Here is a 20,549-nt window from a genome sequence, read left to right as displayed (position 1 = left end):
ACAGAGTGATACGAGCAAATGGTTAATTTATTTTACAAAATTACGCTTATACAGTTGATGATTTACAATATTGGCTTTGGCATCGTTTATATCCCAAATTTGCAATTCCCACGGATAATAAAAATTGCTCGCATTTTTAAAATACACATGCACACCGATATACCCGTCGATATCACGTAAATACCAATTTTTTAGACTGTAATCTGTTTTCCAATCATCCAGTTTTTCCATGATGTTTTTCACATCAGCCGATGGCAAAATTATCCGAGCACCAAAAATATCATTTAAAATATTATTGACTGGGTACTGGTTTTCTCGTGCCAAATAGCGATTGACTTTGTCATAGATGCTTTCAGCCGTTTTAACGCGGTAAAAAAAATCAATATTTTGGGTGTCGGCAAATGCCAAATAATCATTAATCGCTTCATGCAAATTAAGCCGATATGACAAGATAGGCTCAATAGGGACGGTTTTGAGCGTATGTGATAGGTTGATTTTTTGTACCTTGCCTGTTTCGAAATAATCTTGTGAATACTCACCATGAATCCGATTGATTTCTCGAATCAGGCGTTCGGTCTTGGCGATATTGGTTTCCATATTTTACTCAAAATGAAATAAACAGATAATAAAAACGGCAAAGCCACGTCAGTAACTTTACCGTCTTGATAGGCAATAATCAATTACCCACGCACTTTTTGCACGGCTTCAGCCACTGCCTTTTTAAAGCGTTCAAGCACCGCCTCACATTCTTCTTGAGTGATGTTAATCGGGCAAAGCAAGCGAATCACTGTACCGCCACGACCGCCTTTTTCCAACAGTAGCTTGTTGTCAAAACACGCTCTTTGAATCGCATTCGCCATGTCAATATCAGCAGGATACGAGCCGATACGGTCAGCAGGTTTACGCTCATCGACAATCTCAATACCGGTCATCAAGCCGCGACCGCGCACGTTACCGATACAAGGAAATTCTTTGGCGATTTTTTTGAGTTCATCGCGCAAGAATTCACCACGGATACGCGCATTTTCTGCCAAGTTTTTGCTGCGGATTTCATCCAATACTTGAATCGATGCCGCCATCGCAAGCTGATTGCCACGGAAAGTACCGGTGTGACCGGCTGGCGCCCATGCATCGAATTTTTTATTGATGGCAAGTACGCATAGGGGCAAACCACCCCCGACCGCTTTACTCATCACCACCACGTCAGGCACGATGTCAGCATGTTCGAAGGCAAACATTTTACCTGAGCGCGCAAACCCAGCTTGCACTTCATCCAAAATCAATACGATATCATGCTTAGCGGTCACTTCACGGATTTTTTGTAGCCATTTTTTAGGGGCAGGGACGACACCGCCTTCACCTTGAATCGCTTCTAGGATGACCGCTGCAGGTTTGACCACGCCGCTTTCAACATCTTCAATAAAGTTTTCAAAGTAGTAAGTCAGCGCATCCACGCCCGCTTCACCCCCTAAACCAAGTGGGCAGCGGTATTCATGCGGATAGGGCATAAACTGCACCCCTGGCATCAAATTGCCCACTTTCTCTTTGGCAGACAAGTTGCCAGTCATGGCAAGCGCGCCATGGGTCATACCATGATAACCACCGCTAAATGCGATAACGTTGTCACGCCCTGTATAAGTTTTTGCTAATTTAATTGCCGCTTCTGTACCGTCAGCACCGGTCGGACCGCAAAATTGCAATACAAAATCTTTTGGGAAAAAAGACAGCAAGGATTCGGTAAATGCATCTTTGACAGGGGTGGTGATATCTAGGGTGTGCAGTGGCAGACCACTTTGTAACACATCATATAAGGCTTGTTTGACGGCTGGGTGGTTGTGACCCAAAGCTAATGTACCAGCACCGGCTAGGCAATCAAGGTAATCATTGCCTTCAACATCGGTGACCCAAATACCTTGGGCTTTAGCTATAGCTAGCGGTAGTTTGCGGGGATAACTACGAACATTAGATTCCATCGTGCTTTGACGAGTTAAGTAATATTCGTTAGTGGCATGAGAAATAGGGTGTACAGGGGTTTGAACGCTCATATCGGATTACCATCTCAGATAAGGGTTTAAGAAAATTTGCTTGTGGCTATCTTTCTCGAACTTGTGAATAACATATCAGTCAGGATGACTGACACCAAAACAAAAACGTTATACCGCAAAACCCCAAAATGCCATGACACTGCACCCAAGACCTAACAATATAACGTTCAAAATTTATGGGGGCATAATACCCTTTTTTTGTGAAAAATACAGTCTTTTTTGCAAAAAATCGGCTCAATCTTTCAAATTGATAACACAGGCTGTATTTTGCGATAACAGAGGCAAAAAATCATGGCAAGCGGTGAGCAAGGTGAGTAATGAGCGGCATAACACCACAAGTAAGTGCGGAAAGTTTGACAATCGTTGACAGTCTATGCGGTATATAAAACTCTGCAGTCAGAATTTCAGTCACGATAATGATAAAAAAATTACCTAGTTAATACCATGTTAATAAATTGTTTGGTACAAAATAGGCAAGTGTCAGCATGCCTAACAAATAATAGCCAAGCTTATACCATCAAAATTTTATAAAAGCTAAATTGCTTATTGAGACTTTTACACGGATAAACATACAAAAGCTGATTAAAAAAATAAAATAAAATAAAATCAATTACCTAGCAAAATAGACTGGCAAAAAAACTAGTAAAAAAATTAGCAAAAGAAACTGCCAAAAAAAAATTGCCAAAAAAACGGGATGGCTACATACGCAAAAATAACAAACCCTTCTAATGTTAGTATCGTCCTTGCGTAGGCAAGGCGTAGCGAATTTTTAGAAATGAGTTTGATAACATGCGTTAATCTTAGATAAGACACTTAAAAATAAATCCATAACAACTAGACGAGAAGCAACTTTATGCCACAATCCTTAACACTTACTATCAATCAGCAACAACACACGTTGACGAATCTAGATGTACGCACCACGGTGCTAGATGTCTGTCGCAATCATCTTGGCTTGACAGGCAGCAAAAAAGGCTGTGACCACGGTCAGTGTGGCGCGTGCACCATGCTGATTAACGGTCAGCGGGTCAACAGCTGTCTAACCCTGGCAGTCATGCACGAAGGCGATAGCATCGAAACCATTGAAGGCATTGGCTCACCTGAGGCGCTTGACCCGATTCAACAAGCGTTTTTGGAACATGACGCCTTTCAATGTGGTTATTGTACCCCTGGGCAAATTTGCTCGACCAAAGCGATGATTGAAGAGCTACGCCAAAACTGGGCAAGTCATGTGTCGGATGATTTGATGCAGCCTTTATCAAAAGATACAGCACAATTTAAACAACAATTAGATAAAGAAATCTCTGAGCGTATGAGTGGCAATATTTGTCGCTGCTCGGCATACCCCAACATCGTGCGAGCGATTAAACAGGTATTACAAGAAACCGGTTTTTCGGCAGAGACAGATAACGTAACCACTCAGACAGCAGCTACTCAGGCTACAGGAGTGTCGCTATGAAAACTTTTGATTATCAGCGCGCCAACTCGGTGGATGACGCCATCAAAATAGCCACTTTAGCTGAGGGGCATTTGGCTGAGGTGCAGCGTCCGTTTTTTATCGCTGGGGGTACCAATTTACTTGATTTGATGAAACTCGAAATCGAACAGCCAACACAGCTGATTGATATTTCACGTTTGCCGCTTAATACAATTGAAGCCACGCCAGAAGGTGGGTTAAAAATCGGCGCTATGGTCAGTAACAGTGAATTAGCGGCTCACCCTGTCATTCGTCAAGATTATGCGGTGCTTGCCCGTGCCTTGTTGTCGGGTGCGTCGCCGCAACTGCGTAACAAAGCCAGTACCGGTGGCAATCTACTACAGCGCACCCGTTGTTATTATTTTTATCAGCCTGATAGTCCGTGTAATAAGCGTGAGCCCAATTCTGGCTGCGGGGCAAAAGCAGGTCTTCATCAGAACTTAGCAATTTTAGGCACGAGCGAGCAGTGTATTGCCACCCATCCATCAGATATGGCGGTGGCAATGCGATTACTCGATGCCGTCATTGTTATCCAGCAAGCGGACGGGCAAACCCGCCAAGTGCCTATCGCTGAATTTTATCGCTTACCTGAGCAAACCCCCCATATTGAAACTTGCTTAAATCTAGGTGATTTGATTACCCATATCATTCTACCGCCACCCTTAAAAGGCGTGCATAGCTATGACAAAGTGCGTGACCGTGCGTCGTATGCCTTTGCTTTAGTGTCCGTCGCTGCCGTGATTGAGCATGATAATGATACACTCACCAATGTGCGACTTGCATTTGGCGGTATTGGCAGTCAGCCGTGGCGAAATACCGAGATTGAAAAAATACTGATTGGTAGCACGGGCGATGCCGTGAGTATTGAGCTTGCGGTGGCGACCCTATTCAAAGAAGCAAAAACCGATGAACAAACCGAGTACAAGACCGTGCTAGTACAGCGTCTTTTACACCATGTTGTGCAACGAGCATTACAACAACCCAATCAATCAAGTCCTTTAAGTAGTGGAGTGAGTGCATGAGCCTAACACAAATTTTTGGCGAATCGCCCCTTGAAAAAAAACTGACCATGGACAAGCCTATCGAGTCACGGCTAGATACGACTGATAGCAAGCTCGTTGGCAAACCACTGAGCCGTATCGAAGGACACCTAAAAGTCGCAGGCAAAGCCACATATACTGCCGAAAACCAATTTGACGACTTGTGTCATGGGGTGATGGTCGGTGCAACCATTGGTAAAGGCAAGGTAAAAAAAGTACATAAAGATACCGCCTTACAAGTTGCAGGTGTGATTGGGGTATTTCATGACCCATTGTTTTTACGCAACCCGCAACAAGGGGGTGTCAAAATGGCGCCTGTGCAAGGGGCAAGCGAGGTCTTTTATCATGGTCAGCCAATTGCTTTGGTGGTCGCAGAAACCCTAGAAGCGGCTCAAGAAGGCGCGAAGGCATTACAGATTGACTATGAAAATGATGAAAAACACGGGCATTTTGACTTTAACAAGCAAAAAAAGCATACCCAGTTTATTGATTGGGTAACCGATAAAAGTGACGACATTGGCAAACCTGAAAAAACGCTTAAGCAATCAGAGGTCAAAGTCGATGTGACTTATACCACGCCAAGCCAAAGTAACATGCCGATGGAACCGCACAGTTCGTTGGCGCGTTGGTTTGAAGGTAAGCTAACCCTTCATACTTCTAACCAAATGCTTGCCTCTTCCAAAGTACAACTTGCCAAAGCCTTAGATATACCGGAAGACGATGTCCGTTTGCTATCGCCCTATGTTGGTGGTGGGTTTGGCTCAAAACTGGGTATTTCACCAGAGTCGGTGATGGCAGCCATTGCGGCTAAAGACTTAAAACGCCCCGTACTGGTGAACATGACCCGACCGCAAGTCATGGAAACTACCGTCAGACGCACCAACACTGAACAACGGGTGGCATTGGGGGCGGATAAAGATGGCAAAATCCATACCATTATTCATAATAGCATTGTCACCAATTTACCTTCAGAAACGTTTTTTGAGCCAGTGGCGGTCTCTACCCACTTTTTGTATGGCGGTGACAATCGCCAAATCAAATACGAAATGGCGCGCATGAATTTTACCTTAACAGGCTCTATGCGTGCCCCTGGCGAAGCAGTGGGTCAGTTGGCACTCGAATGTGCCATGGACGAACTGGCGCATGCGTTAAAGCTGTGCCCAATCGAACTGCGAAAACGCAATGAACCGAGCGAAGACCCAAGCAAAAAAATTCCCTACAGCACCCGAAAATTGCTGGCGTGTATGGAGCAGGGGGCAAAAGCCTTTGGATGGGATGAACGCCCACAAACGCCCGCAAGTCGCCTTGAAGGCGATTGGCTGATTGGCTATGGGATGGCGTGCGCCGCGCGTAGCAACGAATTAAAACCCTCACAAGCCCGTGTGAGCCTGTTGCCCTCTGACAAACCGCTTGGGGTCATGGCTCGTATCGAAACTGACATGACTGATATCGGTACAGGTAGCTATACTATTTTTGCGCAAGTGGTTGCCGATATGCTGGGCTTACCGATTGACCATGTCGAGGTCAAACTTGGCGATACCGATCTGCCCCCTGCTGCAGGGTCAGGCGGTAGCTGGGGAGCTTCAAGCGCTGGTAGTTCAATTTATCTGGCATGTGAAGCGCTACGAGAAAAGATTGCCCAGAGTGTGGGGCTGCATGCCGATAGCATTGGCTTTAAACAAGGCAATCTATATAGACAATTTGAGCATGACCCTAGCCTAGCTGAAAAAATTGGCGAAAAAATTAACCATACGTTAACCGATACGTTGGATAAACTAGCAGAAAAAACAGGGCTTAATTCTGAGGTCTCTGTAGACAATCATGATAATGTACTCGATTGGGAACAAGTCGATACCCAGTTACCGCTGAGCAGTTTTTTGCAGCAATATGCCCCTCATGGCTTGGTAGCTAATGGTGAAATCGAACCTGGTAAAACCAAAAAAGAATACCGTCATGCAGGCTATGGCGCACAGTTCGCTGAAGTCGGGGTACACCGGGTAACCGGTGAAATTCGGGTTCGCCGTATGCTAGGCACATTTGCCGCAGGGCGTATCTTAAACGAAAAAACAGCGCGCTCGCAGTGTTTTGGTGGTATGGTGTTTGGTATAGGGGCTGCCTTGATGGAGCAAATTCACCATGACAAACGTGACGGTCGTCTATGTAATCACGATTTAGCCGAGTATCAGGTGTGTGTGAATGCTGATGTGCCTGACTTAGAGGTAATAATGTTACCCGAAACTGACCCCTATGCCAATCCGCTCCATAGCAAGGGTATAGGTGAATTGGCATTATCAGGGGCAGGGGCAGCCATTGCCAATGCGATCTTTAATGCCACAGGCGTTAGAGTACGAGACTATCCCATTACCTTGGATAAACTGCTGTACCAGTTGCCATTACTGTAATCGGGTACACTGTCATTTGCTATGAACCACTTGTTTGATATTTTTGCTACCCTTGACCAGTTACCGCCCAACAGTGAAGCGGTACTAGCCACCGTGGTGAGTGTCGAAGGGTCAGCCTATCGGCAACCTGGTGCTAGAATGTTGATTTTAGCCGATGGTCAATCCATAGGCATGGTGAGTGGCGGTTGTCTTGAAAAGCACTTGGTACAGCGAGCCTTTTGGCTAACGCGAGATGGGGCAACGCTCAAAACCTATCATACCGCAACCGATAGCCAGTTATCACAAGATGAGGTGGTCGATGACAGTGATGAGCAAGAAGGCTTTGGGCTTGGCTGTCAAGGCGTCATTCAAGTATTATTTGAACGTCTGATTTTAAATGAACAATCTGTATTATTTGCCTGTTTTCAGCGCTTAAAACAGACAAAACAGCCACAAACACTGGCTACAGTTATCACCTCAAACTCAGATGAGTTTATAGTTGGGCAACATCTGCCCTTGACGCAGTTGTCGCAATTGGGTCAACAAGATTGGCAATTGGTTAATCAAGTCGCTGCCAGCCGTAAAAGTCGCTTTATGCTGCATGTTTATCAAAAACAAGCACAACAACTGAGCATCTTTATAGAAACGCTACAACCACCGCTACAATTATTAATTTTTGGCGCGGGGCAAGATTGTTTACCTTTGATGACCATGGCAAATTTGCAAGGCTGGCAGGTGACGGTGATTGATAGTCGTTTGGATGTGATTACCCGTTGTCGCGGGCAGGCTCACGCCAATTTTGTACAGATTGCCCTTGAAAAAGCCGAGTCTGTACAGACTTTTTTTGAGTCACCGCAGCCGACCGCTGTGGTGATAATGACCCATAGTCTGAGTCAAGACAGAGTATGGCTCAGCCAAGCCTTTAAAGCCCAAAACTCGCCTTTTTTTATTGGGCAATTAGGGCCAACCTATCGCACTGAGCAGTTGCTTAGTGAGATTGACGATGGTTATCGACTGGTGAAACCTGCTAATTTGTTCTATCCTGTGGGTTTAGCGCTCGGTGGGGATACGCCCGAAGCGGTAGCTTTATCTATCACTGCCCAAATTCAACAGGTATATCATGAGCGTCACGCCTAGTAATTTAATCGTGGTGATTTTGGCGGCAGGATTGAGCCAGCGTCTTGGTTTTGCCAAACAGCTGATTGTAAAAAATCATCAAACCTTGCTGGCTGAAAAAATTCAATTGGCACGCCAATTGCAGCCTTATCAAGTGTTGGTGGTTTTGCCAAAACTTGATAACCCAATATCTAAAGCGTTATACAATGAAGTTGCACCATTTGCCGTCACAGTCGTCGATAATCCAACGCCGCAAACAGGGATGGCGCAATCGATTCAGTATGCAATGACAATATTACAACAACAGTCAGTAAGTGCTGCAATGCGGATTTTGTTTTTGACCGTTGACCAAGTGGCGGTAACCCTCGATGATTTGAGGCTATTAAGCCAAAATGTTGAGGACAATCAGCTGATTGTGAGTGAGTATGGTGATAACAATCAACCAATTTGGGGGATTCCCGTCAATTTACCTTGGGGTTTTTTGCAAGCATTTGGGCATCAGTTGCAAGGCGATAAAGGTTTTCGGGCGTTATGGCAACATCAAACCGCTATCGTTTCGCCTACCGACCGCACGGTTTATCAGTTTTATCCGATACTGCTGCCACATTTAAGCCAAGATATTGATACCTTAGAACAATTTGAACAGCTAAAAACAGCCTATCACCTTTTAGCGCCGACCCAACATTTTAATTGAGATAATGATGATTTCTGTCAATGAACTAAAACAAGCGATTAATGAGCGCCTAGAGAACTATTTAACGTCGCGTCTGGGCGAAGTAAAGACAATAACAGTGGGTTTGTTAGACGCGCAAAACCAAATTTTAGCCCAAGATATTGCTGCATCCTTTGATATTCCCCGTCAAAATCTATCATCCATGGATGGTTTTGCGATAGCTATGGGTAGCTATCTTGACCACGATAGCCAACTTGAAATCATCGGTGAATCGGGGGCAGGTAAACCTTTTAACGGTCGTTTGCGACCCAATCAAGGCGTGCGAATTTTTACCGGCGCGGTGGTGCCAAATGACTGCGACACGGTAGTGATGCAGGAAGACACTAACCTTAGCGACATTCAGCCCAGTTTGGATAACAGCCAAGCCTATCACATTCGCTTGACCCAAACCGCTAAGGTAGGCGCAAATATTCGCAGCCAAGGCGAGGAAGTGCAAGCAGGCGAAACTGTTTTAACGATTGGTAAACGCCTAAACCCCAGTGATATCAGCTTACTTGCCAATTTAGGCGTGGATAGCGTTCCGGTATTTCAGCCACTCACGGTTGGTATTATTGCCACCGGCGATGAGCTAGTTGACGTGGGGCAACCGCTGGCAACGCTCGCCCAAATTTATAATTCCAACACGCCCACGCTAAAAGCGTTATTAAAGCAGTTGCCGATTGCGATTCAAGATTATGGCATTGTCCCTGACAACCTTGAGACCACTCGCTGTACTGTTCAGCAAGCGATAGCCGAATGTGATGTGATTATTTCTACGGCGGGTGTATCGGTGGGCGATTATGATTTTTTAACCCAAGTTATTCAGGCGCTTGGTAAAATTCACCATTACAAAGTGGCAATGAAACCAGGTAAACCCTTTATATTTGGGGAATTTGCGCAAGATAAAAAAACGGTCATGTATTTTGGGTTGCCCGGTAATCCGCTATCTACCGTGGTATGCTGCCTTAATTTTGTCCAACCTGCGCTGTGGCAACTATCGGGCGTGATACAATCAGATATCCCAAAACCGCTGCAACTGTTTGCCAAAACCACCCACGACATCAAAAAGCGAGCAGGACGCCAAGATTATCAGCGAGCGGTTTTTTGCCAACATGAAGACGGCAGTTTTAGCGTAACCCCTTTATCTGCCCAAGACTCCCACCGTGTAAAACAGCTTAGCCACGCCAATTGCTTGCTTGTATTACCCCAAGACAATGCAGGGGTAAAAGCAGGCGAAATAGTGACGGTGCAGCCGTTTAGTTGGAATTTTAGCTAACGATGACTCCGCAGCATTCTTCATTAAATTTGGTGGACAATTTTCATCGCCAGTTAAGTTATTTACGCCTGTCGATTACCGATTTCTGCAACTTTCGCTGTCATTACTGTCTGCCCGATGGCTATACTGCCAACGCGGGTAAACGCCCTGACAACGAGCTTTCTGTATCCGAAATCGATGTTTTAATACAAGCCTTTGCCAAACTAGGTACCACCAAAGTGCGGCTGACGGGGGGTGAGCCATCGATTCGACAAGATTTACCGCGCATCATCGAACTTGCCAAGCAGACCCAAGGCATCCAAACAGTGGCGGTTAGCTCCAACGGCTATCGGCTTGCCAAGCATTTATCCGCCTGGCAAACAGCAGGGCTAAATCAGCTTAACATCAGTATCGACAGCTTTGACCCCACCATTTTTAAACAAATCACCGGCTTTGATATATTGCCAACGCTGTTACAAGACATCGATACATTGCTAGCAACCACCGATATTAAGCTAAAACTCAACGGTATTTTGATGGCAGACACCGCCTTTGATAACTTGCAATCTGTGTTAAGTTTTGTCAAAAATCGTCCTGTCACTTACCGTTTTATTGAGTTTATGCAAACCTCGGATAATAAAGCTTTGTTTTTTGCCCAACATAGCAGTGGTCAGCGTATCAAAGATTTTTTATTACAAAATGGTTGGCAATCCCAACGTCGATCAAGCGATGCAGGCCCTGCGATTGAATATCGCCACGCCAATTATGTCGGTGGCATTGGGCTGATTGAGCCTTATGCACCGCAGTTCTGCGACAGTTGTAATCGCCTGCGAGTGAGTAGCCAAGGCAAAGTACATTTGTGTTTGTTTGATAATGGCAGTTATGATGTGCGAGCGTTTTTGGCAAATGGCGATGTCGATGGATTGGTTCATGCCTTGCAAAGCTTAATGCCGATTAAGCCCGAGCATCATTTACTCAAGCAAAACGACAGTGGTATCATGGCGAATTTGTCGATGATTGGCGGTTAATCGATGACGAGTGATTTTTAAAATATAAAATAGGCAAATTTAAGAAAAATTTACTCATTCAAACGCAGCTTGATAACCGTATACGTTTATGTAATTTTGTGCCACATTTGAGGGGTGAAAATCCAAAACATGACAACACAATTAACGCCCTTAGACCTGACACATTTAGACGCACACGGCGATATCGCCATGGTCGATGTGTCGGGCAAAGCGATAACCCAACGCACCGCCACCGCTGTAGGGCAAGTCATTTTCCCTAGCGACAGTTACCAAGTGATAAAATCCGCCGACGGTATCACCAAAAAAGGCTCAATCACCCAGACCGCGCATATCGCAGGGGTCATGGCAAGCAAACGCACCCACGAGCTGATTCCGCTTTGCCACCAGCTGCCACTCGACGGGGTAAAAATCGGCTTTGAGTATGATGATAACAACTGCTCAATCCACGTCACTGCCACCGTCAAAGTTACCCACAAAACAGGCGTGGAAATGGAAGCCTTAACTGCTGTGTCGGTGGCTTGCCTAACGATTTATGACATGACCAAAGCATTATCTCACGACATTACCATCAGCGATATCAAGTTACTCACCAAAACAGGAGGCAAATCCGACTATGCCAACACCTAGCGCGTCTGAGAAAAATTTAGCCATCTTATACTTTGCAAGCCTTGCTGAACAAGCAGGGAAAGACGAAGAAACGATCCGCTTTGACGGTGATAACTTGACCGAGCTTTACCAAACGTTAAGCGCACACTACGGGTTTAAACTCGCCCAAACCAAACTTGCTGTGGCAATCAATCACCATATTACCAACTGGCAAACGCCGCTTCAAGATGGTGATATCGTCGCCTTTATTCCGCCTGTGGCAGGTGGTTGAATATCACGTACGCCCTTTAAACAATATAGAGAAAACCATGAATGCATTGCATAAAGGCTCATCCACCATTAGCATCAGTGAAGACCAAGCCTACCAAACCGTGATTACTAGCGGCTTTGCGTTAATTGACCGAGCCATTGACGACAGACGGCTTAAACACACCTTAATGAGCGATACTTGCGGGGCGTTAGCGACATTTGAAGGCTGGGTACGTAATCACAATAACGCTCGCCCTGTTAGCAAACTCACTTATTACGGCTACGAGCAACTGGCACTCAATCAAGGCAAAAAACTGGTTGAACAAGCCAAAGCCCAGTTTGATATCGAAAACGCCATTGCCATACACCGTGTTGGCGACCTTGCGATTGGTGAGATGGCGGTGTGGATTGGGGTGGTGGCTGCCCACCGTTATCCTGCATTTGATGCGTGTCGTTGGCTACTGGATGCGATTAAAGCAGATATTCCTGTGTGGAAACAAGAATTTTATGCCGACAGCACTGAGAGTCTGTGGCTTTCTAATAATGGTTAATACTCTAATAATGGTTAACAAGCAATGACAACTACCCTATTAAGCGTGCTGTTTTTTATTTCTGCCTTGCTCTATTCATCAGTCGGGCATGGGGGCGCATCGGGCTATCTAGCGATGATGGGATTAGTCGGCGTTGCGCCAAGTATGATGAAACCTACTGCGCTATGTCTTAATATTTTGGTGTCCATCATTGCGTTTTGGCGATTTTATTCTGCAAAAAACTTTTCTTGGCAAATTTTTATTCCCCTTGCTATTGCCGCGGTACCGATGGCGTTTATCGGGGGAATGACCCATTTACCCAGTCATTTATATAAGCCGATTGTTGGGACGGTACTGATTTTTTCGGCTATTTATTCATTTATCTTTGCCAAAAAACTCACCAGCGAGCAACCATTAAAACAGGTGTCAAAATGGCTTTTGGCAATCGTGGGGGCGGTTTTAGGGTTGCTTTCGGGATTGACGGGGGTGGGTGGTGGTGTGTTTTTAAGTCCAATTCTATTGTTTAACCGTTGGGCAAGCCCTAAAGTTGTCGCAGGCGTAGCGTCGGGGTTTATTTTGGTGAATTCAATTTCAGGCTTGTTTGGTGTGTTATCGACAGGGGCAAAACTGCCAAATCAACTACCAATCTGGCTTGTGGCGGTGTGTGTAGGGGGTTTTATTGGCGCAACTTATGGTAGCAAACGCCTTGCCGACCCCATGCTCAATAAATTATTATCTCTGGTATTAGTCATTGCAGGGCTGAAAATGCTGGCAAATTTTTAATGCTTAGGTAGATACCAACCGCTGCCTCTAGTACCAACCTAAAAAATGTGATGAATTGCAACATCTAATCATTTCAAAGCTTAAGCTATAAAAAAAACCCATTGCAGGGGAACATATAACGAAAACATACGAAAACAAACCCCAACAATCGAAAACATAAAATCCTTTACTATCAAGGCTTGCAAGGGTAATATGGCAATTATTGGTAAACAATCGACAACATTATAAGACGCAAAAAAGTGTGGTCAAAAGTGTGGTCAAGATTAGGGGTTAATTGTGGCAAGCATTAAGAGCGATAACCAAATCAAAAAAGCGATCAAGGATAGTGTGGGCAAAGATAAAGCCTATTATTCTATTGATGGTTATAAAGGCTTAAGAATACGCATAAGGGGCGATTATGTGGAATTTCAGCACCGTTACACACACCCGCTAACAAAAAATAAAATCGAAATGACATTAGGCAACTATGCCAACGGATTTACACTAGAACAAGCCCGCCAAGCTCATCGTGATAATTTAGCCTTGTTAGAGCAGGGCATTGATCCAAAGACTAACCGGCAACAGGAAGTTAAAAAGCAAGCCTATGCAATGGACACCACATTTAAGGCCGTTGCAATGGATTGGCTAGATGAACAGACCAATAACCCTACCCATGTTCTAGCAGAGCAAACCCTTAAGAATTGGAATTTTCTTTTAAACCCATTATTAAAAGAGTTTGCAGACACGCCAATAAACACAATAAGCACCCCCCAGGTATTAAGACTACTTAAACAAGTGCAAAAAACGCATATTCAAAAGGGCAACCGAGTAAAGGGAATTGCAAGCCGTATTTTTGCCCATGCGGTTATCAGTGGCTTGATAGAGCATAACCCCGTAACGGCAGTTAAAGAGGCTAGAGCCTTAAAGCCAACACGCCAAAAACATCACCCCGCTATTATTGACCCCCAAGAATTTAGCCTACTCCTAAAAGAAATAGACAGCTTGCCCGCTAGTGATAATTTCAATAAAGAGATATTGCAATTACTGGCCCTTACTTTTGCCCGCATTGGGGATATTTGCACTATGAAATGGGCTGATCTAGACCTGACCGCTAAACAGTGGGAATTTGAGCCACAAAAGGGCGTTAATCGGCATGATATGGTTGATAGCTTAGTAATACCTCTAGTACCGCAAACAATGGCCATTATTGAGCGTATGAAGCCAATAACAGGCGGTATGGAATACGTTTTTTATAATGGCAGACGAAAATCAAAACCTTTTGCAGATGGGCAACAAGTTAATAAATTGCTCAATAGTCAATCAATGAATAAGGCAGGCATAGGCAAGGATTTTTGCAATAGGGGTTATTTTGGGGTACATAGCCCGCATGGGTTTAGGGCAACTGCCAGGACCATGTTAGAGGAACGATTAAATTACGATTATCGCCTTATTGAAATGCAGTTAGGCCACAACGTAAGAGACGCTAACGGCAGGGCATACAACCGCGTTAAATGGCTTAATAAACGTCATGACATGATGGCCGCATGGGCGAACTACTTAGATGATCTCAAAGCGGGCAAGGTGGACAATATTATTTACCTGGATAAAGCCAAAGCCAACCAACAGGCGGTTAATGAGTAGGTGAACCATGAATAATACCCCAGCTATGAATGATACCTTGCCAGCATTGGACACCAAGCCCACCCCAAGCGGGCATATTTTGGTAATGACCCGGGAGGAAATAGACCAGTTAGGCGATATTTTGGATAATCCTTTTTTACCACTGAATGACTTACAACAGGCGTTATTTATGCGGGGTTATCGCTTGATCAGAGTTTAAGACCAGTTTTGCAAGGCTAGAAATACATGAAATAAGGTTTAGAAAAGGTAAGCTATCAAAGCTTGCCTTTTTTACATAAAATTACAAAATAATTCGTATCGTTGAATATCGTTGAATATTGATGAGTATCGTTGAATATTGATGAGTATCGTTGAATATCGTTGAATATTGATAAGAATCAAACACTTATATTTTTTACTAAGTGTTATTTATCTTGTTAAAAACTTAATATTGCCTTAACAACTTTCGATAACAAACCGATTAGGAGTTAATGCAATGACCAACAAAACCCCGCTAACAGTGAACACCACGCCAGCCGAAAAGGTGGCAAGTGAACCAATACCCACCTTTACCGACCTTGCCAACAACCCCAAAGGCATAACCAGCCGTAGCACCGTAGCAAAGCTATTGGAAATCCACGTTTTGACGCTCACACGTTGGATTAAGGCGGGCAAGTTTGTAAAGCCTATCACCATTGGTAACGCCCATTATTTTAGAAATAGCGAGTTAATCGACTATTTAGACAATAAGACAGCATAAGGGGTAAACCATGACAGCTAACACCCCGAGTCCAAATAACACCGCAGGACACAAAGCCCAGCTATTAGCCCACCTGATGACAGGCGCAAAAATAACGCCCCTTGAAGCCTTACAGCGTTTTAACTGTATGTCATGTTCTCAAAGATTGGGCGATTTACGCAGAGATGAAGGCATACCTATCCAAAGCCGATTTATCACCACGCCAACAGGCAAAAAGGTAAAAGAATATTGGCTAGAGCCTAGTTATATCCAAGCGGTAACAGGGGCATGACATGAAATACCAGTTGAATCAATTATCCGACAGTTTAGAAGATTTACTGCACCAAGCCGAATTTATGGCGAATCATGCAATGAATAATCATCTTAACCCTGAACAGATAGAAAATGAGTTCGATATCTTGACTGCTGAAATATGGGACATACAAGAACAGGTCAAGGCATTGAATGAACCATCACGCGATAACCAAAAGGCGGGCGAGATATGAGCCTATATCCTGATATCGAACGAATAGACCCCAATGACTTTTATTTTGTGATGATGAATGGTGAGCCGATACAACCAGCGAATACCGATATATTCATGGATTACTGGACAGCCGAAACCGTTGTAGAGTTTTTACAAGCCGTGAACCCTAATCAAGTATTCAGTATTAAAAGGGCAGTATTTATAGAGCCACCACAACAGGCAATTTTAAGGGTTTTAACATGAGTCGATATAAACATACCACTCAACACCCAAACAAGCTACAACGTGCTATCCGTGGGCAGGATATTGGCAAGATTAGGGGAAAGTTGGGCGAGATTATCCAAACAATCAATATCGCTATTTTATTGTTGATAGTTTTGGTAGTGATTACCCAATGTCAGCCAGTGGAAGCAAGCAACAAAATAGGAAATAAACCACTATTTTATGCAACAAAACAGGCAATTCGGGGGAATTATCAAAAAGGGTGTATCCCTTGCCAGTCAAGGGGTGGAGCGTGCAACAAACATCAACTCATGCAACAGAATTTGTGCAAAATGCACCAAAAAATGCACCAAAGAAGAAATAAACCACGATTTCACGCACCAAAACGGGCAGTTTTGGGGAATTATCAAAAAGGGTGTATCCCTTGCCAGTCAAGGGATAGAGCGTGCAACAAACATCAATTCACGCACCAAAATTTGTGCAAAATGCACCAAAAAACTTTAGAAAGCAATCATCAAAAATGAAAGCAAAAAATACTATTTTTAAAAATGGCTTGAACATGAAAAAGGGCATTATCCTTTTACAGATAACGCCCCAAGTCACACCACATGACCTTATGGAAATAATAGCATGAGTAAAATTTTAAGACTATTAAATATTGGTGAATTTAATTCACTAAATGATAGCTTGCCATTGGTGGCGGGCATGATTGACAATAGAGGTCTCTCAAAAATTCACGCAAGCGGACAGCCATTCCGTTACCTTTTGGCTTTTTTTGTGCCCAAATTTCGCTTACTCTCTCAAAGTGGCGATAACAAAGCACAAACCCATCTACCCCAATTCGCAGGGGTAAACCGTCATATCATGCCAGCATTGGCAAAAAGTTATGGCGGGGTGACATTGCAAAATAAGCCTTTACGGCAAATATGCGAGGCGGTTGCTTGCGTGACCGAGAGTGAACCCCGCCACCCTATGATTTTTCATAGTGTGGTAAATACTCAAAATAATACGCAAGGAGGCATTATCATGCCTAATAAAATCATCATGCCCGCGGGCAACACCCAAACCAGCCAACGCAAAAATGCACTTGCCCACAGTGCAACCGATACCACAGCTCACACGCCAGCCCAAGACGAAAAGCCGCTATATGTTCCTAGCTATTGGGAACGCAAAGACGGATATTTCAAAGACGGTATTTTCTACCAGCCTTTTTATGCAGTTTATTGCAATGGCGAGGTGATAGAGCCGTTAGGGTCAGTCAATGCGTATCTATATGATAAAGCCTTTCATATCCTTATTCATTTACAAGCAATATCAAAAGACAACTTCGAGTTAAAGCCCGTTTCATGGAAACCGCTAAATGATTTTGATGTTGTATTGAATTGGGAGGGCAAGGCATGAATAAACAAGCCCGCAACAGTGGCAAGGATAAGGGGCGTAAAGCCCTTTATTTCTCTAAGTGGTATTACACCAGCACCCACCGCCAAAAAGCCAATAAACGCCAAGCTATGAGTAATGGGAGGCTATCGAAATGAGTAATCTAGCCATATCAAAAAATACAAATAAAGCCTTTCATGAATTTATCAAAGGACAGCCAACGGCAAGTTATGAAACTTACCAGCATAACCCCGCATTGGTGAACCTTGCCCACTGTATCGGCAAAGATAAATTGCTTTTTATTGATAGCAATTACACAGTGGACAACGCCAACCAGCCAACCGCCAACAGCATAGGCGTTATGTTGTTTGATGAGCATTACCAGCCGTCTAACCTTGCCATATTCCCGTTAAATAATGCAGAGCCATTCCCGTTACATGGCTTAGAAAACGATTGTTTTATATTGGGCAATGGCGGGCAAGTGGTGGCAGTAGCAAGCCTTGATACTGCTATCGAGCTATACCCCTATTTAACAATCAATGGTGAGTATTCACTGATTGCACCATTTAAGGATTGGCAATTTGAGCGCATGGTTAAAGCCCACGCCAGCCACAGCCAAGTAACCCTATTCACCGATTACCCCACAGGCAAGCAACTGGAAACCACATTCAAGGGGTATAACGTGCGATTGGTGGCAACAGTGGACACGATAACCGATTTAGTTATCAGCTATTCATTAGATGAAATCATCAACGACCCAAACAAAGAGCCAGCCTTGCAAACTAAGGTCAAGGAATTAAACGGCATTGAATGGGGCGAGCCCGAACCACTGGAGGACACCAACACGCCCGCCACCCGTTACCCTATTGAAGCATGGCAAGGCGTTTTAAGACAAGCGATTGAAGCCATAGCCCACCATGCACAAGTACCCTTAGCAATGGCGGGGCAATGTATTTTAGGGGCATTATCTACCATTGGGCAACGCTACATTAATGCACCCATTGGACACACCCACAAGCCAGCCAGCCTATTTCTAATTACAGAGGGCGGAAGTGGTAGCGGTAAAACTTTTGCCAGTGAATTATCACACTACAGCATAAACAAATGGGACGAGCGCATTTATAAAACCTATATCGAGCTTTTAAACGAATGGAAAAGCGAAGTAGACAGCCTTAAGGGTAAAGAGCGCAAAGAATACTTGCAAAGCAACGCCAAGCCCAGCAATGATAGTATGCTTATTCAAGAGGGAACGATCGAGGCAATCTTAGACCAATTTATTTTAGATGATAAGGCTAACCTATCATGGACAACAGATGACGCAGGGCAATTTTTTAATGGGCATACCATGAAAGGCGATACCGCAGGCAATGCCATAGCCAGCCTTGCTAAATTGTGGGACGGTTCACCCGTTAGCCGTGTACGCTCACAACGAGGCGCAAACCCGCAGTTTAAAACAAATGCCTATGACGTAAGGTTGACGCTAGACCTACAAGGACAGCGCATTATCTTAGAGCCAGCCTTAACCGACCCTATGCTAGTACAACAAGGATTTCTAGCCCGTGCATTATTGGCTTGCCCCGATAGCCTACAAGGTCAACGGGTATGGAACACGCCCGAACGATTGGACAATAACCCGCATGATGACCCACGATTGCAAGCGTATTGGACAAGGTCCGATATTTTATTAGACCCTTTACCTACCGAGATACAAACGGACGATAAAGGCAAAGAAATGAGGCTAAATATGCCTTTTGAGAACCGCCAAGCAAGGCAAGCCCTAGCGGACTTTCAGCAACGAGTAGAGAACCGCCAAGCCAAAGGCAACGCATACGAATTTTTAAAGGCGTTTGCCTCACGCATGGCGCAAAATGCCAGCCGTATAGCCTCATTAATGGCGTTTTTTGATTGCCAAAAATCGGTATCAGTGGACTATCTAGAACGGGCGTTTATGTTGGTGGAATACTCAACAGCCGAAAGATTGCGTTACCTTGATATTAAAACCAACGAGAAAAGCGACACCCAAAAGCTAATTGATTGGTTAGTGGACAGAGCCAGCAAAGATAGGTTATTTAAACTTAACCGCACCTATGTAGCCAATTCTTGCCCTATGCCTATGCAACGCAGTAACAAACTACTGCAACAAGAATTGGATAAATTAGAGCAAGCGGGATATATACGCCAAGAGCAAGAGGGCAGAAAAAGGGTGATTTTAATTAACCCTTGTTTATTCAAATAACTATAAAAATGCCACAACGCTACTTAATTACTTAAACACCTAGCAAGCCCAGTCATAGAAAGGGTTTAGCTTAAGTAAAGTAGTTAAGTAGCCATTACTTAAGTTACTTAAACTAGGCTAAAAAATCACCAATTTAAGTAATTTAAGTAGGCGTTACTTAAGGTAATTACTTAAGTTAAAGCCAGTAATAGCAAGGGTTACAGCCAGTTTAAGTAATTAAGTAGCATTTTCTTATTTTTATATGAATTTAGCTAAGATAGGATTGTCAAATATGACCCATGACACAAAGATATATTTAACTATTGCTGATAAGAAAATATTTATTAGTCAAAGAAAACTTGAGATAGCCCAGCGAAATAAAAACCCAGTGCGAATAAATATCCATAACGGGAAAATTGTAAAAAGAAGTGGTAAAAATAAATGGCAGGTTCTGCTACTAGCAGGAGGCAACCGCTACAGATGGTTTATATCGGATTGGGGTGATGATGAGTATTTAGACACTAGCCAGTATTTACCATTGCCACCAACCACCAATTAGGCGGGCATGATAAAGGGTTACATTTAAAATGCGACCCTTTAAGCAGGCATGATGGGTTATGGTGATTTTAGCCATGCCCTTTTTTATTGGCATGATAGGACAGACCCGCCCTATCTTAATGAAATGCCT

Annotated in this window: 24 protein-coding genes; 22 read left to right on the top strand and 2 right to left on the bottom strand. The window is 44.0% G+C overall.

Going from position 1 to position 20,549, the window contains the following annotated elements; all coding sequences use genetic code 11:
- Positions 1-27 precede the first annotated feature (27 nt).
- Together RNZ41_RS10190 and RNZ41_RS10185 are read right to left on the bottom strand one after the other, a co-directional pair.
- Positions 28-597 carry a nucleotidyltransferase family protein gene (locus RNZ41_RS10190; protein WP_007117375.1) on the bottom strand — a complete coding sequence of 190 codons (570 nt, stop codon included), beginning with the start codon at positions 595-597 and terminating at the stop codon, positions 28-30.
- 83 nt (positions 598-680) lie between these two features.
- Positions 681-2,045, bottom strand: coding sequence for a diaminobutyrate--2-oxoglutarate transaminase (locus tag RNZ41_RS10185; protein WP_314027217.1), 1,365 nt, complete (start codon positions 2,043-2,045; stop codon positions 681-683).
- A gap of 853 nt (positions 2,046-2,898) precedes the next feature.
- On the opposite strand from RNZ41_RS10185, the gene RNZ41_RS10180 reads away from it, so the two are divergent.
- From RNZ41_RS10180 to RNZ41_RS10075, 22 genes are all read left to right on the top strand, one after another.
- On the top strand, positions 2,899-3,504 hold the full coding sequence (locus RNZ41_RS10180; RefSeq protein ID WP_159767911.1) for a 2Fe-2S iron-sulfur cluster-binding protein: 606 nt from the start codon (positions 2,899-2,901) through the stop codon (positions 3,502-3,504).
- Entirely contained in the window at positions 3,501-4,544 is a 1,044-nt protein-coding gene (locus RNZ41_RS10175; RefSeq protein WP_314027216.1) for an FAD binding domain-containing protein, read from the top strand. The genes RNZ41_RS10180 and RNZ41_RS10175 overlap by 4 nt, the downstream gene beginning before the upstream one ends.
- Positions 4,541-6,964, top strand: coding sequence for a molybdopterin cofactor-binding domain-containing protein (locus RNZ41_RS10170; RefSeq protein WP_314027215.1), 2,424 nt, complete (start codon positions 4,541-4,543; stop codon positions 6,962-6,964). Before RNZ41_RS10175 ends, RNZ41_RS10170 begins: the two co-directional genes overlap by 4 nt.
- A 21-nt stretch (positions 6,965-6,985) precedes the next feature.
- On the top strand, positions 6,986-8,080 hold the full coding sequence (locus RNZ41_RS10165) for an XdhC family protein (RefSeq protein ID WP_314027214.1): 1,095 nt from the start codon (positions 6,986-6,988) through the stop codon (positions 8,078-8,080).
- Positions 8,064-8,753 carry a nucleotidyltransferase family protein gene (locus RNZ41_RS10160; protein WP_007117368.1) on the top strand — a complete coding sequence of 230 codons (690 nt, stop codon included), beginning with the start codon at positions 8,064-8,066 and terminating at the stop codon, positions 8,751-8,753. The genes RNZ41_RS10165 and RNZ41_RS10160 overlap by 17 nt, the downstream gene beginning before the upstream one ends.
- 7 nt (positions 8,754-8,760) lie before the next feature.
- Positions 8,761-10,047: a molybdopterin molybdotransferase MoeA gene (locus tag RNZ41_RS10155; RefSeq protein WP_007117367.1), complete on the top strand. Its 1,287-nt coding sequence runs from the start codon at positions 8,761-8,763 to the stop codon at positions 10,045-10,047.
- A 2-nt stretch (positions 10,048-10,049) separates the two neighbouring features.
- The gene (gene moaA, locus RNZ41_RS10150) at positions 10,050-11,054 is read left to right on the top strand and encodes a GTP 3',8-cyclase MoaA (protein ID WP_007117366.1); all 1,005 of its coding nucleotides are present in this window, start codon (positions 10,050-10,052) and stop codon (positions 11,052-11,054) included.
- A gap of 129 nt (positions 11,055-11,183) precedes the next feature.
- Positions 11,184-11,681, top strand: a complete 498-nt coding sequence (moaC, locus tag RNZ41_RS10145; RefSeq protein ID WP_040404340.1) for a cyclic pyranopterin monophosphate synthase MoaC — start codon at positions 11,184-11,186, stop codon at positions 11,679-11,681.
- Positions 11,668-11,931 carry a molybdopterin converting factor subunit 1 gene (gene moaD / locus RNZ41_RS10140; RefSeq protein ID WP_050325208.1) on the top strand — a complete coding sequence of 88 codons (264 nt, stop codon included), beginning with the start codon at positions 11,668-11,670 and terminating at the stop codon, positions 11,929-11,931. The genes moaC and moaD overlap by 14 nt, the downstream gene beginning before the upstream one ends.
- A gap of 37 nt (positions 11,932-11,968) precedes the next feature.
- Positions 11,969-12,460, top strand: a complete 492-nt coding sequence (locus tag RNZ41_RS10135; protein ID WP_065254023.1) for a molybdenum cofactor biosynthesis protein MoaE — start codon at positions 11,969-11,971, stop codon at positions 12,458-12,460.
- A 24-nt stretch (positions 12,461-12,484) separates the two neighbouring features.
- Positions 12,485-13,222, top strand: a complete 738-nt coding sequence (locus tag RNZ41_RS10130; RefSeq protein WP_096488345.1) for a sulfite exporter TauE/SafE family protein — start codon at positions 12,485-12,487, stop codon at positions 13,220-13,222.
- Positions 13,223-13,498: 276 nt separating this feature from the next.
- A complete protein-coding gene (locus RNZ41_RS10125; protein ID WP_314027213.1) occupies positions 13,499-14,842 on the top strand; it encodes a tyrosine-type recombinase/integrase in 1,344 nt (447 codons plus the stop codon).
- A 7-nt stretch (positions 14,843-14,849) separates the two neighbouring features.
- Positions 14,850-15,041, top strand: coding sequence for a hypothetical protein (locus RNZ41_RS10120; RefSeq protein WP_065254020.1), 192 nt, complete (start codon positions 14,850-14,852; stop codon positions 15,039-15,041).
- Positions 15,042-15,317: 276 nt separating this feature from the next.
- Positions 15,318-15,581 (top strand): helix-turn-helix domain-containing protein, encoded by a 264-nt coding sequence (locus RNZ41_RS10115; protein WP_065254019.1) that lies wholly within the window; start codon positions 15,318-15,320, stop codon positions 15,579-15,581.
- A gap of 10 nt (positions 15,582-15,591) precedes the next feature.
- Positions 15,592-15,852 carry a helix-turn-helix domain-containing protein gene (locus RNZ41_RS10110; RefSeq protein ID WP_065254018.1) on the top strand — a complete coding sequence of 87 codons (261 nt, stop codon included), beginning with the start codon at positions 15,592-15,594 and terminating at the stop codon, positions 15,850-15,852.
- Between the two features lies 1 nt (position 15,853).
- Complete coding sequence (locus RNZ41_RS10105; RefSeq protein ID WP_065254017.1) at positions 15,854-16,066, top strand: hypothetical protein; 213 nt, start codon at positions 15,854-15,856, stop codon at positions 16,064-16,066.
- A complete protein-coding gene (locus RNZ41_RS10100) occupies positions 16,063-16,290 on the top strand; it encodes a hypothetical protein (RefSeq protein WP_065254016.1) in 228 nt (75 codons plus the stop codon). The genes RNZ41_RS10105 and RNZ41_RS10100 overlap by 4 nt, the downstream gene beginning before the upstream one ends.
- 424 nt (positions 16,291-16,714) lie before the next feature.
- On the top strand, positions 16,715-16,903 hold the full coding sequence (locus tag RNZ41_RS10095) for a hypothetical protein (protein WP_143351081.1): 189 nt from the start codon (positions 16,715-16,717) through the stop codon (positions 16,901-16,903).
- Positions 16,900-17,670 (top strand): hypothetical protein, encoded by a 771-nt coding sequence (locus RNZ41_RS10090; RefSeq protein ID WP_076775346.1) that lies wholly within the window; start codon positions 16,900-16,902, stop codon positions 17,668-17,670. The genes RNZ41_RS10095 and RNZ41_RS10090 overlap by 4 nt, the downstream gene beginning before the upstream one ends.
- Positions 17,667-17,804: a hypothetical protein gene (locus RNZ41_RS10085; protein ID WP_156652274.1), complete on the top strand. Its 138-nt coding sequence runs from the start codon at positions 17,667-17,669 to the stop codon at positions 17,802-17,804. The genes RNZ41_RS10090 and RNZ41_RS10085 overlap by 4 nt, the downstream gene beginning before the upstream one ends.
- On the top strand, positions 17,801-19,882 hold the full coding sequence (locus RNZ41_RS10080) for a DUF3987 domain-containing protein (RefSeq protein WP_314027212.1): 2,082 nt from the start codon (positions 17,801-17,803) through the stop codon (positions 19,880-19,882). The genes RNZ41_RS10085 and RNZ41_RS10080 overlap by 4 nt, the downstream gene beginning before the upstream one ends.
- Positions 19,883-20,153: 271 nt before the next feature.
- Positions 20,154-20,420 (top strand): hypothetical protein, encoded by a 267-nt coding sequence (locus RNZ41_RS10075; RefSeq protein WP_065254011.1) that lies wholly within the window; start codon positions 20,154-20,156, stop codon positions 20,418-20,420.
- Positions 20,421-20,549: the final 129 nt, after the last annotated feature.

Origin of the sequence: Moraxella sp. DOX410, from assembly GCF_032248735.1 — a bacterium.
Taxonomy (GTDB): Bacteria; Pseudomonadota; Gammaproteobacteria; order Pseudomonadales; family Moraxellaceae; genus Faucicola; species Faucicola tetraodonis.
This window is presented reverse-complemented; position numbering and strand designations above follow the sequence as displayed.